This window comes from Bacillus mycoides (assembly GCF_018742245.1).
In the GTDB taxonomy this organism is placed as follows: Bacteria; Bacillota; Bacilli; order Bacillales; family Bacillaceae_G; genus Bacillus_A; species Bacillus_A cereus_U.
In genome coordinates this window covers 944185-965946 of sequence record NZ_CP036132.1, presented here as the reverse complement: position 1 = coordinate 965946, position 21762 = coordinate 944185, and the positions used below count along the sequence as shown (strand labels likewise).

The window sequence follows — 21762 nt, the reverse complement described above, 5'->3', positions numbered from 1 at the left end:
GTTTTATGAACTAATTTGCTATATTTATATTATCTGACAGTATCTTAATCACCTCATTGGAAGATTATAGGTCTTCCAAATACAGCTGGATAATAAATTAACATCACACCTACAAGTGAGCAAACTACATAAAAAACAGCCTCGTAGTACTTTAACCGATGAAGCATATATAAAATCATAGTTATGAGTGTCTCATAAGATTTGTCTCAAAACGAGGTGATATTTTGCGGAAAATCGGTTATATTCGTGTCAGTTCGACTAGTCAAAATCCTTCAAGGCAATTTCAGCAATTGAACGAAATCGGAAGGGAACAAATAATCATTCCTTATTCCTTAAAGGACCATTTAATGGAGTACAGGGCAGGAATATTTTGTGGGGAAGTCGAAGTTGTTTTATCGTATAGCAACTACGGTATCAAATTTTGAAACTATTTGAACATGATGGCATTCACGAAATAAGGTTCGCGAATATTCCAATAGTAGAGGGTTTACGAAGTGTTGTTCGTTAACAAGATGCTATATGACATACCCGAAAACCCAATTTCACATTTTCCTATACTGTGACTTTTCTTTGTTATCATGAATTGTGACAAAGTGTTTTTTGTTTGGAAGGAATTTGTAACAGAATAATTATGAAGATGATCAGATAATAAATTTTTACACTTAAGGAGATAAAACTATGGCAAAAAACAAATTACTAAGAATGGACAATGTCGGCATCGTTGTAGAATCCCTTGATGACACAATCTCTTTCTTCGAGGAGATTGGCTTGAACCTCGAAGGACGAGCCACTGTCGAAGGTGAATGGGCTGGCCATGTAACGGGACTCGGTTCTCAGTGCGTAGAGATTGCTGTGATGGTTACCCCAGATGGCCATAGCCGAATTGAACTTTCGCGATTTCTCACCCCACCTACTATAGCAGATCACCGGACTGCTCCTGTAAACGCCCTCGGTTATCTACGCGTCATGTTCACCGTTGAAGACATTGACGAAATGGTATCCAGACTTATTACTAAGTATGGTGCTCAGCTCGTTGGCGAAGTTGTTCAGTACGAGGACTCGTATCGTCTCTGCTACATTCGTGGAACCGAAGGACTTCTAATCGGTTTGGCGGAACAACTCGGTAACAAATAAGTAAGTGATGTTTTATAAAAAGCCTTTAATGAAATATACATTACTGAAGTGAAAATTGAAACAGAAAAGCAGTGTAAAGTAACTCGAAGAAATCGGGTACGTCATATAACACAGTATTCACGCTGCGATTTAAAGAAAATTCTTATTCAATAAAAGGGCGCCTTTCCGAAGTAACGAAAAAAGTCCAATTTCTTAATACCGAGAAATTGGACTTTTTAATATTGTAAACTCCTTAACGTTGTAAATCCGCATTTTCCTGACGCTAAGGAAATGTCACTTATTAAAAAAGCCGATTTCCATCTCAAGGAATCGACTTCTTTAGTTATTCTTAATGAACTAACGCATGCGTTAGTTGCATAAGTAAGAGGTTTGAAAAAATAGCCTGTATATATTTGAACGATGAATAACTTACCTATTTTCTTGTGTTTGCACCATATACAGAAAATCGGGAAAAACGTAACATATTATTTATCTGTTTGTTTTTGCTTCTTTTTCAAATACTCCGCACGCAATTTTTCAAGTTGCTGCTTTTTATCAAATTTGGCAGGCGTCTGTTTTTCATGAAACTTTGCCACAGCTGCCTGACCTTTGTAATCCAATTGATATTTTCCCACTTTGTTCACCTACTTTTCTTATCTTTAAAGAGAATCTATTCAACAAATATACTATACCTTATTTTACTGAAGTAAACCTTATTATTTTATTAGTTGCAAAGTCTTTTTACTACTTGTTTAAAAAAATCTACATCCCCAATATTTCCCTCCAAAAAATCACCCCTTGTTATTAATTTTTCTAATTATATCTATCTTAATCCAAATATCACCTTATCAAACTAACCTGCCCCGTTAGTTTAAGTAGGAAACTTCACAATCTCAATAGAGTAAAGCCTATTGGTACATAATCAAATCACCTTTAAATTAGACTTCATAATGTCTCATAAGACTTGTATCAAAATGCTTATCGTTGTAAATGCGCATTTTCCTGACTCTACCCCATATATGACGTACTATAATCATTCTTGCTATCAATGGAATTTAAAGAAGATGACTCCTGTTTGCATACAGAAATCATCTTCTTGAGGTTACCTAACTTTTTTAGAATGTCCTTTACAAAGGGTATAGATCCAGAGCACCTCCTTACTATTTAAGGGGATCACATATACCTTCTTCCCTCAAAATCACCAAATCCCATTTACAAATCTATAAAAGTAGATATAATATCCTTATGGAACCTTTATTAATTTATAAAGCATTGTCAAATGAAACAAGATGTCAAATTTTATCATGGTTGAAAAATCCAGAAAACCATTTCGATGAAAAACCTTATCTAGAGCAAGACCTTAACTTTCAAGTTGGAGTCTGTGTAGGAGATATCCAGCTTAAAACTGGCTTAGCTCAATCGGTTATTTCTAGTTATTTATTAACTATGAAAAAGGCAGGACTACTAGAATCTGACCGAATTGGAAAATGGACATACTATCGCCGAAATGAAAAAACAATACGAGAGTTTTCTGAATACGTCCAAAACGAATTATAAAATGAAAGCTAATAATCAATCTGCATATCAATTGATTATTAGCTTTCACACATTCTGCTTTTTTACAGGTATCCAATTACTTTTTTATAAAATTGCACTACCTATAAAAGCAAGAAACATGGAAAGGAGAAAATTTTTTAACATATCATATCTAGTTATTTAGATATCTGTTATTGTATTTCAGATTACATAGTCCTGATAATATTGGCATCCAATCATGCTTGTAATAATGCTTCTTTGTTAATGAATTTACTTTCAAAATACTGATATGAATGGAGAATTTTATAAATGAAAAAAGTAAATCCTTTACTTATTCTGACACTCGCAATAGGTGTGTTCGGAATTATTACTACCGAGATGGGTATTGTCGGCGTATTACCACAAATCACTCAAAAATTCGGAATTTCAACTACACAAGCTGGATTTTTAGTAAGTATATTTGCACTAGTTGTTGCTATTTCTGGTCCGTTTTTAATTCTGCTCGTCTCTAGTATTAATCGCAAAATAATTTTATTAACAGCAATTTTCATATTTGTTATTTCAAATATAATCTACGCTTATACAACACAATTTGAAATCATGCTTATTTTTCGTATTTTACCAGCAGCGCTTCATCCACTCTTCTTTTCAATCGCTCTTGTAACAGCTGCTAAACTTGTCCCTCCAGAAAAGAGCGGTCAAGCAGTTACAAAAGTTTTCATGGGAATTACTGTTGGCTTTGCTTTAGGTGTACCACTAACCTCTTACCTTGCAGACCAATTTTCACTCGAAATTGCTTTCTTATTCGGAGCGTTCGTTAACACTCTTGCATTCATTGGCATACTAATCCTACTTCCTTCTATGCCTGTTAAAGAAAAAATGTCTTTCGGTAAACAAATTCGTATACTCGGCAAACCTGGATTATGGTTAAATATTTTAACCGTCACATTCCTTTTTGCAGCCATGTTTTCCGTATACAGCTACTTCGCTGAGTACCTTGCAAAAGTAACTTCCATGAATGGATCTCTCATCAGTATCATGCTATTCATATTTGGTATAGTTATGATTTTAGGTAATCATTTATTTGGTAGTCTCCTACAAAAAAGCATAATAAACACTATAATATCATTCCCTATTCTATATTCTGTTGTTTACATATTGGTTTATTATTTAGGTTCCTACCTTGTTCCAATGATTTTTATCGTATTTATTTGGGGAATCGTACATGCTGGTGGATTAATTGTTGGTCAAACATGGTTAATAAGCGAAGCAAAAGAAGCACCTGAATTTGGTAATAGTCTATTCGTTTCGTTCTCAAATCTCGGAATTACTCTAGGAACAACTATTGGCGGCTGGTTCATTTCAAACCTAGGTATTCACCAGCTTATTTGGAGTGGATTTATATTCACACTACTCTCATTTCTATTAATTATAGTAAAACTAAAATTTTTCAATTCTAATAGCCAGGCTTCATTATCAAGCTAGTACATTTTCAGTTTCAAATTTGATAAAAAAACATTATAAATTCTTCTCATAAGATTTTATAAAGTGACAAGTATAATGCTCAAAGCCTTTAGCCATAATTACGACTAAAGGCTTTTTTGTATATAAAAATAAATCTAAAAGGAGCTAGTTTTATGGAACATAATCAAAATGGAGTACTTGCTTTAATTGTTTTGTTTTTAGGATTAGTGTTTTTTGTTAGTGGAATGGTTTATCATTTATGGGGTTCTTATTAATGATATGATTGTAATTATCGATATGGCATATTTCCAAAAACAACTTAACATGGTAAAATAATATTCGGACGGGAGTCCAATATTATTAAAATTAAGATGGTTCAAGTCGGAGAAAGGCACCTTAGGGTGTCTTTTCTTTATTTTCAAAAGGACCTGCTCAATTATTGCGTAAAAAACATAAAGTAATTTGAATCCGTTAAAATACATGAGTGTACCCTTGTTTTCCCCTCTTATTAAAGGAGGAGCTATTATGGGATTTGGTGGTAGTTGTAGTAGTTGTGGCGGCGGCTTTGCTTTATTAGTTGTATTGTTTATTTTATTGATCATTGTTGGAGCTTCTTGCTTCTGCTAAAAAACTATTGGAAAAGACACTCTTATATGGGTGTCTTTTCTTTGTAATAAAAAGCTCTCTATAAAGGAAAGTTTTTAGGTTTATACATTCAAGTTATCCAAATTAGTTATTTACACAGCACTTTATTTCTTCGCATCTCTCATGCTGTAATATCCTAAATTAATAATAATCAAGAAATACCCACCCATAATTCCAGCAGCAAATGTCCACATGAAATCGTGGTGTTCAATTTCATACATAATAATCGCACCGAGTATCGCGGCTGCAAATCGATTCATCATTCCAAGCATCGGTGCTTTTTCTTTTTTTACAATGCTATTTCCGAACTTTTCAATACGCCTTCCTAAAATCCAGACGCAGTACATACTCACCAAAAGGCCAATGCTTATCCCTACAAAATGGAATGGGAAAGGTGTCATAAACCATCCCAACAACATCACACCTAGCAAGCAATACATTTGTACGTTAAATGATCTTAGTGCCATACGAATCATGCCGTACCCCTTTATCTTTCTCGTTGTATTTACGTATCATCAATTACGTCTGCTACTATCCAACGCCATATGCTCTCTTCCATATAAAAGTCGGATTTTTATTTTATATATCTATTCAATAACACGGATTTTCTGTACAAAATAACACTTTATCCCCAACGTACAGGTAATCAGTTAAATGGTGTCTAGACGTACAATTTTTCACTTTTGATAACGTGTTCCCTAGAATGCGTTAATCGCAAACCATTGTCAAAACGGTCTTGAATCATTTTAAAGTTAACTTTTCCAGTTAGAATCTTTTCGATCATTCAACACCTTCTTATTCATGGATAATTCCTATACCTCTGCCGATAGTAATAAAAGTGAAACACCATAAAAATGCACCGATAGCAGCGAACAAAATATAAGTTTTCAAATTCATTTTGCTAACCCCCGAAAGGTAACATGTTATATGTCTAACGCCTGGAATGAAATAACCCAAAACAAGAGAATAGGGTCCATATTTCTCCATCCATTTTGCAACTTTGCTCATTCTCTTTTCCTTCAAACCAACCCATTTTCCATACTTATCAATGAAAGGACGCCCTGCCTTTTTGCCGATCATATAACTGATCACCATACCCAACAACGCTCCTACAAAACTGACTAAAATGGCAAGCTCATAATTTAAAACATTAATATTCGTAAAGTAACCTACTACTGTCATTATGACTTCATCAGGGATTGGTAATCCTACAATTCCAAGAAGAAGCATCAAAAAAATAGCGAGGTAACCATAATCTGTTATAACCTGCTGTACTAATTCCATCTTTCAGACTCCAATTTTTCGGATATATCTTTTTTAAAATGAGGAAATTTAATTTTACTCACCATTAAATAAGCGAGTACGCATGTGCCAAACGCCACGGAAACTGGATTATTCAAAAAGCATATAATAAGGAGACACATTGCCGCGAATGGAATAGGCATTCCAATAAACGTCGGAAGTTTGCTTTGCTGCGTGTTAAATCTCGCAAGTCGAAGCATTCCGCAAACACTGTAAGCAAGCGCACATATCATCCCGATAAACTGTAAATCTTTTAAAGCGACACTATATGCAAGAATAGACGGTGCGACACCAAAAGTAACTAAATCTGCAAATGAATCTAATTCTCCGCCAATTTCCGAAACAGCATCAAGTTTCCGAGCGACCATGCCATCAAAAAAATCAAATAACATACCTGTAATAATAAAAACTGCTCCCAAATACATATCGTGAACGAGAATAGCGTAAATAGCGAGAAGTCCACATACAAAATTGGCTATCGTAATCATATTTGGTATGTAACTCATAACATGCTTTTCCTCCTTTCAACTATCCACTTCATATAGTGTTTCTTACTCAGTCGGATCAATGTCCTTCTGTTTTTCTTCTAATATAACTTTATTTATTTTCGTTAATGTATCAGTCATTTGCTCTAAAGCATTTATATCGATTTTAGAAAAGTATTTCTCAATTAATACATCATCTAACTCAGACAACCGCTCTATATACTTACTACCATTTGGACCAAGTGTAAGGAAATACTCCCGTTTATTATTAGGGTTTACTTGTTTCGAAATCATCTTCTGTTTTTCCAATTTAGATAAAACTTGGCTAACGGCACTTTTCGATATATTAAAAGTGCTCGCAATGTGATTTGCTGTCGTGTTTTCATTTAAATTGATATGAAATAGCATGCTCTCTTGCTGTCCTGTAAGACCGAACTCATCCTTTAACTCCTGAAATAGTAAAATGTAGAAGTCATTGTAGGCTCGATTCATTTCATTAATTACTTCTTTATACGATCTAGTCATAGCATTCTTCCTCCGATCATGCTGATATTTCGTTCCATTATATAGTTTAGTTTAGTTAACTTAACTAAACTATATTATACCTTTATGTTCGTGTAAAGGGAAATCTGTCTCCCTCCTTGACTTACCATTGTACAAAAGAAGACATCTTAATTGATATCTTCTTTTTATACTTAATATTTCAGGCTTTCACCATTCTTTTCAATTACTTCTTTATACCAATTGAAACTATTCTTCTTCGATCTTTTTAACGAGCCTGTTCCTTCACTATCCTTATCATTTACAATTCCTTTAGACAAACAACAATACTACATCACATATTTAATTCCAAATACCCAAACATTAACCATTTTACAAATTCCATATAGACCCATTATTGGTTAAAATGTTATAATTTAATTATCCTACATAGTTACTCATGTTCAGGATGAGTAACTAACGTCTTATTAAGCAATGCGCATAACGTAAATAAAAAAGACACTTTACAGTGTCTTTTTTATTTACATTTATTTTTCATGTTAAAAATCGGGGGATTTAATGATGGGTAATGGAATTTTCGAAAGCATTGATACAGCTATAAAAAAAGTTTGGTTAGAAGACTTAAAAATTGATTATGCTAACAACTTCCTTCTAAAGGAAGATTCATTGAAAAATGCTTTTTACTTTCATTTAAGAAACAGACTAGGAGAAGACTTCCTAAAAAATAATAATTTACGAATATTTACAGAATACTATATTAATGGCGAAAGAATTGACTTAGCTATTGTTGAAATTGATTCAATAGCAGTTGAAGACTATCATTTAAAAGATTGTGTAATTAGAGTATTAGCAGCCGTAGAAATGAAATATAAGGGTGCTTCTGTAAGTGACGATGTATTCTACGAAGATGTTAACAAAATACTCTCTTTTATTAACAGTTGGGGAAATGACACTAAACATTATTTAGCTTTCATTCAAGAAAAATATTTTAAAACAGAAGATGTTGGAAATTGGTTAGAAGATGAACAAGCAAGCAACGCGAAAGGAAAAGTAAGCGAGTTATATGCTTATTGGGACCAAGATAGTGATGAAACTGTTTGGAGTGTTATAGATCATTAAATATCTCTTTATAAAAAAACGGCAAACGAGTATCCAGTCGGAGAAATTCTTATTAATTTTCCTTTTTATCCCAAAAACAATATAATAAGATGTAACATTTAGTACATATAAAGAAAAATATAGATTTATTAAATCATTATGGCACCCATAAAAGTACTTCTATTTTGGAGGAACAAACTATGAACAAAAAGTTAGTAACATCATTATTATGTAGCACATTCTTGTTTGGATTATCAGCTTGCAGTTCACATGATACATCTAGCAGTAACACGAAAAACGAACAGGAGACTTCTAAAGAAACAAAAAATGATGAACTTAGCAACAAGGATCCTCAAAAAGAGCTTCCCACCCATGAAGATTCTTCTGGTGTATACATATCAATAGGCTCTGTCGATTCATTAGATGTTATAGGTAATGGAGAAGTTAAAGCACAAGGTGTATTTAAAGTATTAGACGTCAGAGTACATAATGGTCACGAGGAACCCATTACACTAAATAGCAACAACTTTAAATTAATTGACGGTACCGGAAGAGAATATCACATTTCTAATGAATCTCAATTAGTACTTAAAGCTGCAAATACCGCTACATTTAAATTTGGTGTTCTTAATCCTAGTGAAAATTTGGAAGGGAACATTGTATTCGATGTACCGAAAAAGACGCAAGGATTAACTTTGAAAATTAATGGAGATATGTTGGATAAAGGGATCGAGTTAAAGGTGGAATAGTCAAAGAAAATACAAACCGCCTATCACAACTTATACTAACATAACAAAAAGTACAGCCTCTGTATTAACTACAGTAGACTGTACTTTTTCATTTGTGACTTTGTATAACTTACTATAACAGGATTCCTTAATTCTTTTGAGAAGATGCTCTCCAATCACGAAAAGATGTTGGAAACCCAGAATGTCCGCGTTGCTTTGTAACAGCTGGTTTTTCTTCAGGAGTAGTTGGTTTTTCTTCAAGAATAGTCAAAGCTGTTTGCATTTTCTCCAACTGCTCTCTTAACGCTTGCTGTTCAATCTTTAAATCCGTAAGTAAACGTAATATCATCTCAGAATTAGCCATAACGATCTCCTTTCCCACAATGCACAGAATAAAATACCATATGTAATAAGCGTAATACTCGTGACAAAAATAGGTTCGTCAACTCTCTTAAAATACCGAGTACTTTTATTTTTCAAAAGGACCTGCTCAAGTTTATCCGTAAAAACATAAAGTGAAATAAATCCATTAATATATGGACTTTATGGAAGGAGGAGTTAATATGGGCTATGGTGGTAGTTGTGGTGGAGGCTGTGGTTTTGGCGGCGGATTCGCATTACTTGTTGTGCTCTTTATCTTATTAATCATCGTTGGAGCTAGCTGTTGGGGAGGCGGAATCGGCTGCTAATAAGAGGCACTCTTGAGAGTGTCTTTTTTTTATTTCTCAATATACATCTAACATATATGTGTTACTATCAAAGTGCGAGATTCCCTAAGCGTAATATAGTAGTTTACCAACTATGAAAGCCACTGTCACAAGAAAACAGTAGGCTTTTATTTTGTTATTTAACAAGATTAGAATAGGGGTCACCATTTCTAATCAGTAACATTTGAATTGCACATTTTAAAATTGACATAGCACTTCATGCACCATATACTGTTAACAACAGTATACTGTCATTAACAGTATATATTCCAATTCATTCTAGGAGGTATATTCATGAAACATACAGGAAGACACACAGGTGCATTTCTTTTGTTATTTTTAGCAGAAGGTGATAACTATGGCGGGCAACTACTTCAGAAATGTGAAGAAGAACTTCCGGTCAATCCAATCGATAGTGCCATCCTTTACCGCACGCTGAAGAAATTAGAAAACGAAGGTGCTATTGAATCTTATGTAAGTACATCAGTTCCAGATAAGCCGAGAAAGATGTACAAAATTACTACAGCCGGAAAAGAACAATTAGCAGATTTTCAAATGGATATTGAGGAAAAAATGAAAAACTTATCATTTTTCTTAGACAAATATAAAGACTTAAAGGAATCTTATCATGATTAATGGCGCTATCCTTTACACTTTGGCCATTGTTCTTACGGGGATTTCTTTTATGAAGGATCGGAATAAAACGAAAGCTGCCCTATTAAAATCATGGAAAACATTTCGAAACCTCCTCCCTGCCATGCTCTCCATTATGCTTTTCGTCGGACTATCACTTTCTATCTTAACACCGTCCTTCATCTCTTCTATCATTGGAGAACAGTCCGGATTTTTAGGTATTATTTATTCAGCAATACTCGGATCTGTGGCACTTATTCCAAGCTTTGTCGTGTTCCCACTTGGTAATACGTTAATACAGCACGGCGCAGGCCTTCCTCAAGTTGCGGCACTCATGTCTACATTAATGTCAGTAGGAATGACAACCTTGCCAATGGAACAAAAGATATTCGGACGAAGCTTTGCTTACGCTCGTAATGCATCTGCATTACTCATGTCACTCCTATTCTCATATATCATTTGGGTGGTGATGGTATGAAGGAACTAAAAAGATATCGCTTCTTTTTCATATTACTGTTTGGGCTCCTCTTATTAACTTTTATAAACCAATCTTTAGGATGGAGCGCATTACAATTAACAGGGAATAGCATTTTAGATATGCTGTTTCTACTCCCCCCTGTCCTAGTATTTGTAGGGTTACTTGATCAGTGGGTGAAGAAAGAAACGCTAATGAAATATATGGGAGAAAAGTCCGGCATATATGGCATCTTATTTTCTCTATTATTAGGCGGAATTGCAGCTGGTCCCCTCTATGTTGCCTTTCCGATTGCAGCACTACTATTAAAAAAAGGCGCAAGCATTAGATACATCGTATTTTTCTTAGGCGTTTGGACAACTGCGAAATTACCAATTATGGTGTATGAATTTTCTTCATTCGGAGCTACCTTTACGCTCATTCACATTTGCTTCGGTCTGTTGTTCTTCTACGTAATGGGCATTATTTTTGAAAAATTTTATGATCAGCGGCAATTATTGCAGTATGATATTACGAAAGAAATGTAAAAAGACATCTCGTAAAGATGTCTTTTTTATATGAACCTTAATTTTCGTTCTGTAAAACCCCCGCTGCCTTTACTCCCTCTTTCTCTTCTTTTAAGAACAAAGATACGATAAAAGCAATAACGATAAAGATTAACCCAAGTGTAAATGCACCTTGGAATCCCGATGTTAAACCGTTTAACTTCTCTACTGGATCCATTGGATTTGCGGAGCTTTCCATATACTTAGTCGTTCCTGAAGACATTTTCGAGAAATTTTACGTTTAGAGACAATTGTTACCGTATGACGTTACAAAAATATATTTTTTAAAAAATCTTACATTTCTTAATTTTTTCTATTGTATTTTTAAATATTAGAATGTAAAATATTTCAATGTACTACATAATATTGGGAAAAGGGAGAAATTCATGAAAAAATTATTAGTTTCAGCAACAGCGTTCACACTTTTAACTGTGGGGTACAGTTCTTCTGCATTTGCAGCAAAAAATCCAAACGATAAGAACTGCGGTCACTTCAACAACAAACAAGAAGTTATGGAGTTCTGGCATAGCAATGGATATAGCGCAACTAACGATCCTCACGATCTAGACCGTGACAACGATGGCTTACCTTGTGAAGTGAAAAAAGGGGATTATGACCAATTTATAGCTAGTAAACAAACTACTAAACAAGAAGAAAACAAACCACAAGAACAAACTAAACAAGAAAATACTAAGCAAGAACCTGCTAAACAAGAGAATACTAAACAGGAACCTGCTAAACAAGAAAACAAAAAGCAAGAACAAACTAAAACTCAAACAACTGCAAAAGAAACAAAGAAAGACACAAATACAGCTGTGAAAACAGAAAACAAAAAACAAGGCGAAAAATTGCCAAACACAGCATCAAATGGTGTTACAATGATGTTAGCAAGCTTAGGTTTAGCTGCAATTGGATCTGTATTAATGTTCCGTCGTAAAAAAACAAACGCGTAAAATAATTCCTTTAAAGGACAGGATTCCCCTGTCCTTTTAAAATGGAGTGATATAAATGAAAATAAATCAATGGATAGGGTTATGTTTATTTATAGTTGGAATTTCGATTTTTTCTTATTGTTTTATAGAATGGTATAGTGCTAGAAGCTCGGCCGAATCTTTAGCATCTAGTGAAATAAAGAAATACGAAACTCAAACACCAATCACAGCACCTCCTGAAGACAAGAACGATACAATAGAAACTCCTCAAACCCACGAAGAAATTGTGCAAATTCCGTCTTCAGAAGTAAATCATCAATTAGGTCAAAAAGTAGCATATTTAATCATTCCTAAAATACAAAAGAAATACTCCATATATTGGGGAGCTGACGATAAAGTACTAAAAAAAGGTGTGGGCATGTTTGTAAGTGAATTAACGACTGCACCATCTGGAAATGGCCATACAGTTTTAAGTGGCCATCGAGATACTGTATTTACCGAACTAGATCAGCTAAAAGAAAATGACCAACTTATTGTAGAATACGAAAATAATACCTATACATACAACATTAACAAACATTGGATAACAGACGCGGAAGATCGTACCGTTATTGTAGAGAAAGATACACCGACATTAACATTAACAACATGTTACCCTTTCAACTACATCGGCGATGCTCCAGATCGATACATCATTGAAGCATCTTTAGTTCCTAAAACTTAAAAGGAGCTGTCCTATAAGTCGATTTATTTGACTCAGTGACACCTCCTTTTTATTTTGAAAACTTTACCATAGCTTTCATATATGAACCTTAATTTTCGTTCTGTAAAACCCCCGCTGCTTCTACTCCCTTTTTCTCTTCTTTTAAGAATAGCGATACGATAAAAGCAACAACAATAAAGATTAACCCTAGTGTAAATGCACCTTGGAATCCAGATGTTAAACCGTTTAACTTCTCTACTAGATCCATTGGATTTGCTGAGCTTTCCATATACTGAGTTGTTCCTGAAGACATTTTCGAAATAAAGATAGCCGTACCAATTGCGCCAGCTACTTGCTGTAACGTATTAAACAGTGCTGTTCCGTGCGGATATAAATCTGGTGTTAATTGATTTAAACCGTATGTTTGTGCTGTCATTACAAACATGAGTCCAACCATTAATACGCTATGCATAATAATAATTTGTACCATTGATGTGTCAGGAGTAATGCCTTTAAATAAGAACATTGCAATCCCTACTAACACAATACCGGGAACGATAACAACTTTCGGGCTAAATTTATCAAATAGTTTACCTGCGATTGGTCCCATTATGGCGCTAATAATACTTCCCGGAAGCATTATAATTCCTGATTTAAAAGCTGTAACGAGTAAAACTGTTTGCAAGAACATCGGTAATAAAGTCATCGTTGAAAATAACGACATCATAACAATGACGATTAATCCAACTGATATTGTAAACATCGGAACTTTAAAAGCACGTAGTTCTAAAATTGGATTATCGATTTTTAATTGTCGCACGACAAAAATACATAGTGATATAAGCCCAACAATTAAAACACCATACACTTTCGGATCAGACCACCCTAAGTCACCTGATGCACTAAAGCTATACACAATCCCGCCAAATCCTAACGTCGATAAAAGAATAGATGGATAATCTACTTTTGGCCTTGTTAACTCTGAAACATTTTGAATGTACTTCATTCCAATTACAATGGAAATAATTACGATTGGAACGACAAAGTAGAATAACCAGCGCCAATTCAATGAATCAACGATTACTCCAGATAATGTAGGACCAATTGCTGGAGCTGACATCATAACGAGTGCGATTAACCCCATCGTGGCACCACGTTTTTCAGGTGGACAAATAATTAAAATCGTATTCATTAATAACGGTGAAATTAACCCCGTCGCTACTGCTTGGACGATACGGCCGACTAATAAAACGGAAAATGTCGGTGCAAATCCCGCAATTAATGTACCGACTAAAAATGTTACCATAGCGATCAAGAACATTTGTCTCGTTGTGAGCCATTGCTGAAGTAACGCTGTAATCGGTACCAGCACACCCACTACTAACATGTATGCTGTAGAAAGCCATTGGATTGTTGAAGCTGTTACGTCAAATTCTTTCATTAATACCGTTAACGCATTACCAAGTAATGTTTCGTTTAATAATGCAACCATTGCCCCTAAAAGTAATGCAATTAAAATGGGCGTATGTTTCATATTAGAAGTATCAACTTTGCCACTTGCAGGGCTCTTAGTTGTCATATTCATGTATTGATTCTCCTCCTGTTTTTTACTTAAAATGCTTTATATAAAGTGAAACTTTAATCAGTGGGGGGGTTGTTCATCCCCCACTGATTATTAGTTGAACCAATCGGGCTTTTACGGGCAGTTGATCTCCCACCTAACTTCTTTGCTCCAGCCGAATTTTGAGGTGGGAGTTTTACTGCCCGTTAATGCGGGATAAACCGGAACACATGTAATATAATATACATATGTAGATTAAAAAGGGAGAATCAATTTAAAACCATTGTATATTTAATCTACAAAAAAGGAGAATTGTAGATGAACGATAGTGAAAAACAGCTTGATTTACGTATTAGACGTACACATAAATTACTGTGGGATTCCTTATTTGAATTAATGACGCAATCAAAACAGAAATATAGTTCTATCACCATTAACCAAATATGTGATCGCGCGATGGTACACCGAACAACCTTTTATAAACATTTTGAAGATAAAGATGCTTTATTAGCATTTGGATTTAAACGATATGGAACGATGATTGCTGAAATACCGATTTCATATCGTTTAAGTAAGCCATTTCAAGTAATGGAACAATTCCTACATCATGAAGAAATCGGTAAAATATTAGAGACGCAAATGTCTGATGAACAATTTAATAGCCGCATACATTATTTAAGTCACGAAACAAGAAAACAAGAAACAGAAGCGTTAAATCAACTTTGCAAAAACCATACGATGCCAAATGATTTAATCACTGAATTTTATTCAGGAGTAATCACCTCATTAAGCACATGGTGGTTTCAAAATGAAAGAAAAGTTTCTGCGGCAGAAATGGATCAACATTTCCACCAACTCATTAATCGGGATATTTTTCAGTTTGAAAAGGAATAACTTCAACATCAAAAAAACGCCCATATGAAATAGGCGTTTTTTTATATACATACTATTACATACCGAGCTTCTTCAAATCCGAACTTTCAATAACCGAATGGGAATATCCATCTTTCCCAACTCGCACCATCGCTCTTCCAAGCTACTCATAAAATCGCTTCAAAAGAGGATTAAAAGGCTTCATCACATCGTCCATCAATTGGTATGATTTCGTTTTTGATTCCACACCATTTGATGGAGAAAAATGCGTCGATAAATTTTTGTTCCAAATATTCAGAATTAATATTAAAATAAACAATGGAGCTACGGGTATTACAAATTATACATAACGAGGGAATAGAAATGAGAATTCAATTAAAAGCTGATTTAATGCTACTACTAGTTACATTTTTTTGGGGTGCATCCATCCTACTTACAAAGCTTGGACTTGATGACATAGAAGAATATAATTTAATCGCATTACGATTTATTATTGCCTTTCTTTTATCAGGTTTAATATTTTACAAACATTTATTCAAAGTTGATTTTAAAACTGTAAAATATGCATTTATATTGGCTTCCGTTTTATTTATCGTCTATATTTTTGCGACATTCGGTACAAAGTATACAAGTGTATCTAATGCAGGTTTCTTACTATGTCTCACAGTCATTTTCATTCCAATATTATCAGCTATATTTTTAAAACACATTCCTGAAAAGAAAGTTATATTAGGAATTGTGTTAACGATAATAGGAATCGGCTTACTAACATTAACTAGTGAATTCAAGATCGGTAACGGCGATATCTTTTGCATACTGTCTGCCTTATTTTATGCGATTCACGTCATCATTACTGGAAGCGTAACGAAACATGTGAATTCAATTGCACTTGGGGTAGTACAACTTGGTTTTGTCGGCCTATTTAGTCTTATTTTTTCATTAGTGATGGAAACCCCAAAACTTCCTGGCACTATCGACTCATGGCTGATCATCTTAGCCTTAAGCATATTTTGCACCGCAGTCGCATTCATTGTGCAAGTTATCGCCCAGCAATACACTACGCCTACACATACAGGACTTATCTTTTCATTAGAACCTGTCTTTTCCGCAGGGTTTGCCTTCTTCTTCACAGGTGAAACGCTCACAGGGAAAGGATACTTAGGGGCAACGCTTATACTGTTAAGTGTGTTGATTGCTGAGGTGGATTTTAAGGGGTTGTTGCGGGTGAGTTATAAAAAGAATATAGAATAGGTAACTACATACATCTGCGGTTCATTAGAAAAAACAAATGCCCGACTATTATTCCATATAATAGTCGGGCATTTAGATTTTCAACCTATTGTTTTACATAGACTAGATGAACTGCATATAACAGTTCCCCTTCATTATGCAGAAACTAGCACTTTCTCTTTACGCAAAATCCCCATTAGCCCACCAATAAATAGGAGAATGGCTGGTAAAATATAAAAGAAAGAAATACAAATTAATCCACCAACTGCAGCGATTGTCATCATCGCACCGCCAAGCTTAGCTCTATTCTTCACTACAACAGATCCACAAATTCCTAATATAGAGAGAAGAACACTTCCCCATCCTAAACCGATAAGTGTATTGGCTCCATCCGCATCTAAAGCAGAACCAAGCCCACCAATAAATAACGCAATAAATGCGCATAAAATACCGAAAATACCACCAATAAGTCCTAATACAAATTCTGTTGTACGTTTCATTTTGAATATCCTATCCTTCCTTTATTTCATTCCCATTTGTGCTTTGCTCGTAGCAAGTTTTTGTCCATCTTTTTCAGTAAATGTAACATTAACATTCGCTCCAAGGTCACCATTAATATTTTTTGACCATCTAGCAATAATCATTTTAATATCCCCAGCTTGAGATTCCGCTTTATTATCCGGTTCTCCAAACTTCGCGATCCCATCTTCGTATGTATCCCCACCGTCACCAGTTAAAGGATCACCTGTCTTATTAGCAGCTTCTTTTATAGAATCATCACAAGCTACTAAATTTAATCCCAAAGCACTACCTCAAACAATTATCCCTAACTTTTTTAATATTTTAATTACCTCCCATTACATATAACGCAATATTCCCAAGCCAATCTTAACAAAGCTCCGACTCAAAATTTGTCACATTATGTCACAAGACATAAAAAAGGCGTAATATAAACACTGCTCTTATTCAACATCCGCATCGTCCAAACGAATATGCCCTACCTTCCCTTCTCCTAACCAAAACTCAATTGTTATATGAAGTTTATGATCAGCATAGCCAATAATAGTAGTACCCTGTTCCGTCCGTTCATAATAATTCGAACCGTACGAATTAATAACATCCTGCTTCGTACTACCAAGCCCGATCCCTTTTGCCGTCTTAAGGTCTGTATTTTCTCCAATTATTAAACGAACAATCTTCCCCTTCTCTTTTCCTTTCATAATCGAAGCCGTTTCTACTCCGTTCTCCCAAGAGTAATAATCATATAATACGTTCTCTTTCTTGCCGATAGGCTCACCATATTGTTCTCTAAAAGAATCTTTAGAAATATTATCATGAAGCTTCATCTTTCCAATCGATTCATTTGAAAGATCTGTAAAAGCAGTATGGCTATAATAATACTTCGCCCATCTATAAAAGGGCCTAGTAATCTATAACCAATTACGCCTATTCCGACAACCAAAACAAGTAATATAATGATTCGCAACTTTTTTCTCAGCACTTAATTCCCCCCTTCCACAAACCGCCCAAACTCCTTCAAAAACCTCAGCTTAAAACTACCCACAGGTCCATTCCGATGCTTCGCCACATGGATCTCCGTCATCTCTTTCTGCATCGTTTCCTTATCATAATAATCCTCACGATACATAAGCATAATGACATCCGCATCTTGCTCAATTTGTCCCGTCTCTCTTAAATCCGATAAAAGCGGACGCTTATCTTGACGTGATTCTACGGAACGAGACAATTGTGACAATGCTACTATACAAACATGTAAATCACGCGCTAATAACTTAAGCTTACGAGAAATCTCACTAATCTCTTGAAATCGATTACCCTTATGCTTCGGATCGCCCGTAATAAGCTGCAAATAATCTACAATAACTAACAGCTTTTTATCACCGTGCTTCCTCTTTAACTTACGAGTCTGCATCCAAATATCTTGCATTGTAATGCCTGCCTTATCATAAATCTCAAGTGGCAACTCACCAATCTCCGCAAACGCCCTACTCACCTTTTCCCAGTCTTCTATCGTAAAACGATGCTTCGGATTTTTCAGCCTACCTCCTGACACTTCGCCCGCACAAGACGCCAGCCTTTTTAGCAATTGCTTACTACTCATCTCTAACGAAAACAATCCAACTGCCGCTCCAGACTTCGCCGCATGCAGTGCAATATTTAACGCAAACGCCGTTTTTCCCATAGAAGGACGCGCTCCAAGAACGACAAAATCACCTTCCTGCAATCCGCACGTCATCTTATTTAACGATGTATAACCAGTCTCAATACCAGTATTCTCTTTCGTATCTTGATGAAGCTCCTCATATAGCCCAACTAAAGCATCCTTCAAATCAAACTCACATACATAGTCCTTTTCCTCTAACTCACAAAGCGCCGTAATCGTCTCACCAATAATTTTCTCATTCTTCTCCGCAATAAGACGCTCTCCCATCTTGTGCCCGAGAACGCCAGCCTGATACATTTTCCACGCACCTCGAACAAGCCCCTCATAATAAGAAAAGTTGCTAGTCGTAGGCACACCCTCTATTAATGCTATAAAATACTCCATTCCCCCGATATTCTCCAAAAAATTAGGATTCATCCGAGAAACGAGCGTCACAAGATCAATTGGTTGCCCTTCATCTTCAATTTTTCGCATTAACCGAAATATAGACTTATGCACCGGCATAGAAAAATAATGCTCCGTCAAACGGCACTCCTTAATAAGCTCCCCATCAATTAAAAGAGAACCTAACACCGTCTTTTCCGCCTCCATATTTTGAATACTCATGGCCGCCACCCGCGTTCCGCTAAAAAGCGCTGCAACTCTTCCTCTGACAGTGCATTCTTCTCCCACTCCTCGCACCTCGTCAAAAACTCCTCCGTCTCCCCAGTACTAACAGACGACTCCTTCTTCCTAAACTGAGCCGTATCCGCCTCAACCTCCGACACTTTCGTAAATCCCTTCCCGTGCCAGCCACGCAAAATCCCTTTCACATAAGCAACCGTTCGCTTATTATTCTCAAATGCAATTTGAAGAGCCTTCAGCACAAGCTCCTCTGACAAATCAACCAGCCACGCACTCAGTTCCTCCACCGCAAACGGAGACAAACTACCAAAATGTTGCTCATAAAAAGAAAACACGCGACTTCCCGTCTCTTCCTCTATAACCTCTTCTTCCGCCTCTTCACAAACCGGATCAACATCATGAACCGCCAAATCACTCGGCATACCGAAATGAGCTAAAAGCATCGGAACATTCAGTTCCTCCTCTACGCACTTCTGAAGAAACATATGTACAAACTCCTTATTCTTCACACCCTTAAGCTCACGAAGCACACACTTCTCCACATTCGTATTCGTCACCGGATTATAACGAAGCCAATTCAAAACGAATAACTCCCGCGTATCCGCATCATAAAGAATCTTCCCATAATCAACAAAGCGCTGCACAAGCTTATCAACAGTCTCCCTGTTATAACCCGTCTCCATCTCAGCTAACCGCTTCGGAAAAGGAAAAATCCCGCATTGCGTCGTCTTCGAACAAGTTAATAAGTAAACATAAAAATACCGCTCCTCCGGCGTCAAATCCAAAACAAAATCATCCTGCCAAAAATTCACCTGCACATTACGATACACCGCCATCCCAATCCCTCCCGTCTCCATTCAAAAATGAAAATTCCCTCTATGTACTATATATAGGAAGGAGGGGTGGGTTTTTGGCGTGTTATTTCAAAATTTTTTTTGACTACTACTACGGTGTTTGTAGTTGTTTTTGTTTTGTTATGTTTTTTCTTAGTGATTTATTACTTGGTAGGTGCTTGTAAGGGGATTATGAGGTGCTAGTTATCGGTTACTTCCATTAAGAAGACTCGATTTGAAAAGCCGCCTCGTTCTTTCGCTTTCTTTTTACGGATGTTGTTGATTTCTTCTAGTGTTGTGCCTTCGTGTTCGGCTAGGGCGTTGATTAGTTCTAGTAGGTCGGATAGTTCTTCGAGTTTATGTTCTTTTGTTGTTGCTTCTAGGTATTCGGTTAGTTCTTCTTGTGTTTTGTTACAGATTTCGGTTATGTATTCGTCTTCGGGTAGGATTCTTGTTGTGGGGGTTTTTCCGTTAGCTTTTATTATTTGTGGGATTTTGTTTCTGATTAGTTTGTTGTAGGTTGGCATGGGATTTTCCTCCGTTTGGTTTTTCTTCTATTATAATGGAAAAGCAGTTTAACTAGGTGTTAAACTGCTTCATTGCTTCTTTTATATAGTTTTCTTCTTCCGTTGTGAAGAGGGTTTGGAATTCGGATAGTGGGGATTATACTTTCTACCTCACTTTGAGATGAGTTAAATTAATTTTTATTACTTCTATATATTATTAATTAAATTAGTAATGACACTCTAATCAAAATTTACTTTTCTAAGATTATCCTTTGTAGCTTTAACTTCATAATATGTATAAATTCAGAAATTATTATTCAATATAATAATCATAAATTAATTTAATATTATTAGGTGTACGCAACTTGTTAAGTGCTTTTGCCTCAATTTGACGAATTCGTTCACGAGTTACCCCAAATATACAACCTATTTCTTCTAACGTATGTTCATGTCCATCTCCTAACCCAAATCTTAATGAAAGCACATTATATTCACGATCTGTCAATGAAGAAAGGGCTTTTTCTAAATCTTTCCTGAGAAAAATTTGGTTTATTGAAAGTTCGACATCAAAATCTTTTTCTGATTCCGTAAACAAAAAATTATCATTTGAATTAGCACTTATAAAAGCCAACAGTTCACTGTCATCATTTTCACTCATAGGTGCATTAACAGAGTTCATATTAAAGAATTGTACCTCATAGAGTTTTAATTCATTGTACTGTTCTTTTGAAATATCAAGTTCGTTTAACATGGCTTCAAAATTATAATCAGAATTTGTGACCATTTTAGATTCCAGTTTACGCATTTTCCTGATTTTCTCGAAACGTTGAACTGGTACTCGCACATTTAATGATTTATTTGCAATTGCTCGAGTAATCGCTTGTCTTATCCACCAAGTAGCATAAGTAGAAAATTGTATTTCTTTTGATACATCAAATTTTTCAATAGCCTTTAACAATCCAAGATTCCCTTCATTTACAAGATCCTCGTAATTAAGTGTACCTGATTGCCCTCTATATTTATTGGCAATTTTTTGTACAAGACGTTGGTTATTTTTAACTATCTGATTAATCAATCCCATAC

At 35.4% G+C, this 21762-nt stretch carries 27 protein-coding genes and 6 pseudogenes; 16 read left to right on the top strand and 17 right to left on the bottom strand.

Annotated features, from left to right (window positions below; all coding sequences use genetic code 11):
• Nucleotides 1-53 precede the first annotated feature (53 nt).
• Nucleotides 54-146 (bottom strand): annotated as a pseudogene (locus tag EXW56_RS27510) (VanZ family protein); the annotation flags it as partial.
• 78 nt (nucleotides 147-224) lie between these two features.
• Here EXW56_RS27510 and EXW56_RS27505 point away from each other — a divergent pair.
• Nucleotides 225-317: pseudogene (locus EXW56_RS27505) on the top strand (resolvase); the annotation flags it as partial.
• 361 nt (nucleotides 318-678) lie between these two features.
• Complete coding sequence (locus EXW56_RS04935; RefSeq protein ID WP_098988504.1) at nucleotides 679-1134, top strand: VOC family protein; 456 nt, start codon at nucleotides 679-681, stop codon at nucleotides 1132-1134.
• A gap of 464 nt (nucleotides 1135-1598) precedes the next feature.
• On the opposite strand, the gene EXW56_RS04930 is transcribed toward EXW56_RS04935, so the two are convergent.
• Complete coding sequence (locus EXW56_RS04930; RefSeq protein ID WP_002069316.1) at nucleotides 1599-1748, bottom strand: hypothetical protein; 150 nt, start codon at nucleotides 1746-1748, stop codon at nucleotides 1599-1601.
• Between the two features lie 381 nt (nucleotides 1749-2129).
• Here EXW56_RS04930 and EXW56_RS27915 point away from each other — a divergent pair.
• The 4 genes and pseudogenes from EXW56_RS27915 to EXW56_RS04915 all read left to right on the top strand — a co-directional run.
• Nucleotides 2130-2223, top strand: a pseudogene (locus EXW56_RS27915) (IS3 family transposase); the annotation flags it as partial.
• A 135-nt stretch (nucleotides 2224-2358) separates the two neighbouring features.
• Nucleotides 2359-2670, top strand: coding sequence for an ArsR/SmtB family transcription factor (locus tag EXW56_RS04925; protein ID WP_000433539.1), 312 nt, complete (start codon nucleotides 2359-2361; stop codon nucleotides 2668-2670).
• 288 nt (nucleotides 2671-2958) lie between these two features.
• Complete coding sequence (locus EXW56_RS04920; RefSeq protein WP_215597255.1) at nucleotides 2959-4134, top strand: MFS transporter; 1176 nt, start codon at nucleotides 2959-2961, stop codon at nucleotides 4132-4134.
• Between the two features lie 504 nt (nucleotides 4135-4638).
• Complete coding sequence (locus EXW56_RS04915) at nucleotides 4639-4740, top strand: YjcZ family sporulation protein (protein ID WP_000505688.1); 102 nt, start codon at nucleotides 4639-4641, stop codon at nucleotides 4738-4740.
• Nucleotides 4741-4862: 122 nt separating this feature from the next.
• Here the strand turns inward: EXW56_RS04915 and EXW56_RS04910 are convergent, their stop codons facing one another.
• From EXW56_RS04910 to EXW56_RS04895, 4 genes are all read right to left on the bottom strand, one after another.
• Nucleotides 4863-5234, bottom strand: coding sequence for an ATP synthase subunit I (locus tag EXW56_RS04910; protein ID WP_098988506.1), 372 nt, complete (start codon nucleotides 5232-5234; stop codon nucleotides 4863-4865).
• A 319-nt stretch (nucleotides 5235-5553) separates the two neighbouring features.
• Nucleotides 5554-6042: a DedA family protein gene (locus EXW56_RS04905; protein ID WP_070139653.1), complete on the bottom strand. Its 489-nt coding sequence runs from the start codon at nucleotides 6040-6042 to the stop codon at nucleotides 5554-5556.
• Nucleotides 6033-6566: a CDP-diacylglycerol--serine O-phosphatidyltransferase gene (pssA, locus tag EXW56_RS04900; RefSeq protein WP_088098752.1), complete on the bottom strand. Its 534-nt coding sequence runs from the start codon at nucleotides 6564-6566 to the stop codon at nucleotides 6033-6035. The genes EXW56_RS04905 and pssA overlap by 10 nt, the downstream gene beginning before the upstream one ends.
• Before the next feature lie 45 nt (nucleotides 6567-6611).
• Nucleotides 6612-7070 (bottom strand): MarR family winged helix-turn-helix transcriptional regulator, encoded by a 459-nt coding sequence (locus tag EXW56_RS04895; protein ID WP_070139655.1) that lies wholly within the window; start codon nucleotides 7068-7070, stop codon nucleotides 6612-6614.
• Nucleotides 7071-7607: 537 nt separating this feature from the next.
• Here EXW56_RS04895 and EXW56_RS04890 point away from each other — a divergent pair.
• Together EXW56_RS04890 and EXW56_RS04885 are read left to right on the top strand one after the other, a co-directional pair.
• Nucleotides 7608-8165, top strand: coding sequence for a hypothetical protein (locus EXW56_RS04890; protein WP_252197279.1), 558 nt, complete (start codon nucleotides 7608-7610; stop codon nucleotides 8163-8165).
• Between the two features lie 179 nt (nucleotides 8166-8344).
• Nucleotides 8345-8893: a DUF4352 domain-containing protein gene (locus tag EXW56_RS04885; protein ID WP_215597253.1), complete on the top strand. Its 549-nt coding sequence runs from the start codon at nucleotides 8345-8347 to the stop codon at nucleotides 8891-8893.
• Nucleotides 8894-9020: 127 nt separating this feature from the next.
• Here EXW56_RS04885 and EXW56_RS04880 read toward each other — a convergent pair whose 3' ends face one another.
• Nucleotides 9021-9236, bottom strand: a complete 216-nt coding sequence (locus EXW56_RS04880; RefSeq protein ID WP_002201549.1) for a hypothetical protein — start codon at nucleotides 9234-9236, stop codon at nucleotides 9021-9023.
• A gap of 199 nt (nucleotides 9237-9435) precedes the next feature.
• Here EXW56_RS04880 and EXW56_RS04875 point away from each other — a divergent pair, with 199 nt between their 5' ends.
• From EXW56_RS04875 to EXW56_RS04860, 4 genes are all read left to right on the top strand, one after another.
• Nucleotides 9436-9561 (top strand): YjcZ family sporulation protein, encoded by a 126-nt coding sequence (locus EXW56_RS04875; RefSeq protein WP_000540378.1) that lies wholly within the window; start codon nucleotides 9436-9438, stop codon nucleotides 9559-9561.
• Nucleotides 9562-9873: 312 nt separating this feature from the next.
• Nucleotides 9874-10215 (top strand): PadR family transcriptional regulator, encoded by a 342-nt coding sequence (locus EXW56_RS04870; protein WP_002202937.1) that lies wholly within the window; start codon nucleotides 9874-9876, stop codon nucleotides 10213-10215.
• Nucleotides 10208-10690 carry a hypothetical protein gene (locus EXW56_RS04865; protein ID WP_215597252.1) on the top strand — a complete coding sequence of 161 codons (483 nt, stop codon included), beginning with the start codon at nucleotides 10208-10210 and terminating at the stop codon, nucleotides 10688-10690. The genes EXW56_RS04870 and EXW56_RS04865 overlap by 8 nt, the downstream gene beginning before the upstream one ends.
• A complete protein-coding gene (locus tag EXW56_RS04860) occupies nucleotides 10687-11214 on the top strand; it encodes a permease (protein WP_002201551.1) in 528 nt (175 codons plus the stop codon). The genes EXW56_RS04865 and EXW56_RS04860 overlap by 4 nt, the downstream gene beginning before the upstream one ends.
• A gap of 37 nt (nucleotides 11215-11251) precedes the next feature.
• Here EXW56_RS04860 and EXW56_RS04855 read toward each other — a convergent pair.
• Nucleotides 11252-11461: pseudogene (locus EXW56_RS04855) on the bottom strand (MFS transporter); the annotation flags it as partial.
• A 157-nt stretch (nucleotides 11462-11618) separates the two neighbouring features.
• On the opposite strand from EXW56_RS04855, the gene EXW56_RS04850 reads away from it, so the two are divergent.
• Both EXW56_RS04850 and EXW56_RS04845 read left to right on the top strand, forming a co-directional pair.
• Complete coding sequence (locus EXW56_RS04850; RefSeq protein WP_078179756.1) at nucleotides 11619-12185, top strand: excalibur calcium-binding domain-containing protein; 567 nt, start codon at nucleotides 11619-11621, stop codon at nucleotides 12183-12185.
• A 55-nt stretch (nucleotides 12186-12240) separates the two neighbouring features.
• Nucleotides 12241-12888: a class D sortase gene (locus EXW56_RS04845; protein ID WP_215597251.1), complete on the top strand. Its 648-nt coding sequence runs from the start codon at nucleotides 12241-12243 to the stop codon at nucleotides 12886-12888.
• 88 nt (nucleotides 12889-12976) lie between these two features.
• On the opposite strand, the gene EXW56_RS04840 is transcribed toward EXW56_RS04845, so the two are convergent.
• Nucleotides 12977-14452: an MDR family MFS transporter gene (locus EXW56_RS04840; protein WP_215597250.1), complete on the bottom strand. Its 1476-nt coding sequence runs from the start codon at nucleotides 14450-14452 to the stop codon at nucleotides 12977-12979.
• Nucleotides 14453-14746: 294 nt separating this feature from the next.
• Here EXW56_RS04840 and EXW56_RS04835 point away from each other — a divergent pair, with 294 nt between their 5' ends.
• Complete coding sequence (locus tag EXW56_RS04835) at nucleotides 14747-15322, top strand: TetR/AcrR family transcriptional regulator (RefSeq protein WP_215597249.1); 576 nt, start codon at nucleotides 14747-14749, stop codon at nucleotides 15320-15322.
• Between the two features lie 342 nt (nucleotides 15323-15664).
• Complete coding sequence (locus EXW56_RS04830) at nucleotides 15665-16552, top strand: DMT family transporter (protein WP_002201555.1); 888 nt, start codon at nucleotides 15665-15667, stop codon at nucleotides 16550-16552.
• Nucleotides 16553-16686: 134 nt separating this feature from the next.
• Here the strand turns inward: EXW56_RS04830 and EXW56_RS04825 are convergent, their stop codons facing one another.
• The 8 genes and pseudogenes from EXW56_RS04825 to EXW56_RS04790 all read right to left on the bottom strand — a co-directional run bounded on the left by EXW56_RS04825 (nucleotide 16687) and on the right by EXW56_RS04790 (nucleotide 21760).
• Nucleotides 16687-17031, bottom strand: a complete 345-nt coding sequence (locus tag EXW56_RS04825; RefSeq protein ID WP_002159069.1) for a DUF4064 domain-containing protein — start codon at nucleotides 17029-17031, stop codon at nucleotides 16687-16689.
• 21 nt (nucleotides 17032-17052) lie between these two features.
• On the bottom strand, nucleotides 17053-17334 hold the full coding sequence (locus EXW56_RS04820) for a hypothetical protein (RefSeq protein ID WP_215597248.1): 282 nt from the start codon (nucleotides 17332-17334) through the stop codon (nucleotides 17053-17055).
• 159 nt (nucleotides 17335-17493) lie between these two features.
• Nucleotides 17494-18032, bottom strand: a pseudogene (locus EXW56_RS04815) (hypothetical protein).
• On the bottom strand, nucleotides 18033-19322 hold the full coding sequence (gene dnaB / locus EXW56_RS04810; protein ID WP_215597247.1) for a replicative DNA helicase: 1290 nt from the start codon (nucleotides 19320-19322) through the stop codon (nucleotides 18033-18035).
• Nucleotides 19319-20176, bottom strand: a complete 858-nt coding sequence (locus tag EXW56_RS04805) for a DnaD domain-containing protein (protein WP_215597246.1) — start codon at nucleotides 20174-20176, stop codon at nucleotides 19319-19321. Before EXW56_RS04805 ends, dnaB begins: the two co-directional genes overlap by 4 nt.
• A 197-nt stretch (nucleotides 20177-20373) precedes the next feature.
• On the bottom strand, nucleotides 20374-20700 hold the full coding sequence (locus EXW56_RS04800) for a nucleoside triphosphate pyrophosphohydrolase (protein WP_215597245.1): 327 nt from the start codon (nucleotides 20698-20700) through the stop codon (nucleotides 20374-20376).
• 52 nt (nucleotides 20701-20752) lie between these two features.
• Nucleotides 20753-20833 (bottom strand): annotated as a pseudogene (locus tag EXW56_RS04795) (MerR family transcriptional regulator); the annotation flags it as partial.
• Between the two features lie 159 nt (nucleotides 20834-20992).
• Nucleotides 20993-21760: a sigma-70 family RNA polymerase sigma factor gene (locus tag EXW56_RS04790; protein WP_435868469.1), complete on the bottom strand. Its 768-nt coding sequence runs from the start codon at nucleotides 21758-21760 to the stop codon at nucleotides 20993-20995.
• Between the last annotated feature and the right edge of the window lie 2 nt (nucleotides 21761-21762).

What these genes read in the sequence shown, in the direction of transcription:
- EXW56_RS04935 (WP_098988504.1), top strand. Translation starts at nt 679, where the DNA reads ATGGCAAAAAACAAATTACTAAGAATGGACAATGTCGGCATCGTTGTA.
- EXW56_RS04925 (WP_000433539.1), top strand. Translation starts at nt 2,359, where the DNA reads ATGGAACCTTTATTAATTTATAAAGCATTGTCAAATGAAACAAGATGT.
- EXW56_RS04920 (WP_215597255.1), top strand. Translation starts at nt 2,959, where the DNA reads ATGAAAAAAGTAAATCCTTTACTTATTCTGACACTCGCAATAGGTGTG.
- EXW56_RS04915 (WP_000505688.1), top strand. Translation starts at nt 4,639, where the DNA reads ATGGGATTTGGTGGTAGTTGTAGTAGTTGTGGCGGCGGCTTTGCTTTA.
- EXW56_RS04910 (WP_098988506.1), bottom strand. Translation starts at nt 5,234, where the DNA reads ATGATTCGTATGGCACTAAGATCATTTAACGTACAAATGTATTGCTTG.
- EXW56_RS04905 (WP_070139653.1), bottom strand. Translation starts at nt 6,042, where the DNA reads ATGGAATTAGTACAGCAGGTTATAACAGATTATGGTTACCTCGCTATT.
- pssA (WP_088098752.1), bottom strand. Translation starts at nt 6,566, where the DNA reads ATGAGTTACATACCAAATATGATTACGATAGCCAATTTTGTATGTGGA.
- EXW56_RS04895 (WP_070139655.1), bottom strand. Translation starts at nt 7,070, where the DNA reads ATGACTAGATCGTATAAAGAAGTAATTAATGAAATGAATCGAGCCTAC.
- EXW56_RS04890 (WP_252197279.1), top strand. Translation starts at nt 7,608, where the DNA reads ATGGGTAATGGAATTTTCGAAAGCATTGATACAGCTATAAAAAAAGTT.
- EXW56_RS04885 (WP_215597253.1), top strand. Translation starts at nt 8,345, where the DNA reads ATGAACAAAAAGTTAGTAACATCATTATTATGTAGCACATTCTTGTTT.
- EXW56_RS04880 (WP_002201549.1), bottom strand. Translation starts at nt 9,236, where the DNA reads ATGGCTAATTCTGAGATGATATTACGTTTACTTACGGATTTAAAGATT.
- EXW56_RS04875 (WP_000540378.1), top strand. Translation starts at nt 9,436, where the DNA reads ATGGGCTATGGTGGTAGTTGTGGTGGAGGCTGTGGTTTTGGCGGCGGA.
- EXW56_RS04870 (WP_002202937.1), top strand. Translation starts at nt 9,874, where the DNA reads ATGAAACATACAGGAAGACACACAGGTGCATTTCTTTTGTTATTTTTA.
- EXW56_RS04865 (WP_215597252.1), top strand. Translation starts at nt 10,208, where the DNA reads ATGATTAATGGCGCTATCCTTTACACTTTGGCCATTGTTCTTACGGGG.
- EXW56_RS04860 (WP_002201551.1), top strand. Translation starts at nt 10,687, where the DNA reads ATGAAGGAACTAAAAAGATATCGCTTCTTTTTCATATTACTGTTTGGG.
- EXW56_RS04850 (WP_078179756.1), top strand. Translation starts at nt 11,619, where the DNA reads ATGAAAAAATTATTAGTTTCAGCAACAGCGTTCACACTTTTAACTGTG.
- EXW56_RS04845 (WP_215597251.1), top strand. Translation starts at nt 12,241, where the DNA reads ATGAAAATAAATCAATGGATAGGGTTATGTTTATTTATAGTTGGAATT.
- EXW56_RS04840 (WP_215597250.1), bottom strand. Translation starts at nt 14,452, where the DNA reads ATGAATATGACAACTAAGAGCCCTGCAAGTGGCAAAGTTGATACTTCT.
- EXW56_RS04835 (WP_215597249.1), top strand. Translation starts at nt 14,747, where the DNA reads ATGAACGATAGTGAAAAACAGCTTGATTTACGTATTAGACGTACACAT.
- EXW56_RS04830 (WP_002201555.1), top strand. Translation starts at nt 15,665, where the DNA reads ATGAGAATTCAATTAAAAGCTGATTTAATGCTACTACTAGTTACATTT.
- EXW56_RS04825 (WP_002159069.1), bottom strand. Translation starts at nt 17,031, where the DNA reads ATGAAACGTACAACAGAATTTGTATTAGGACTTATTGGTGGTATTTTC.
- dnaB (WP_215597247.1), bottom strand. Translation starts at nt 19,322, where the DNA reads ATGAGTATTCAAAATATGGAGGCGGAAAAGACGGTGTTAGGTTCTCTT.
- EXW56_RS04805 (WP_215597246.1), bottom strand. Translation starts at nt 20,176, where the DNA reads ATGGCGGTGTATCGTAATGTGCAGGTGAATTTTTGGCAGGATGATTTT.
- EXW56_RS04800 (WP_215597245.1), bottom strand. Translation starts at nt 20,700, where the DNA reads ATGCCAACCTACAACAAACTAATCAGAAACAAAATCCCACAAATAATA.
- EXW56_RS04790 (WP_435868469.1), bottom strand. Translation starts at nt 21,760, where the DNA reads ATGGGATTGATTAATCAGATAGTTAAAAATAACCAACGTCTTGTACAA.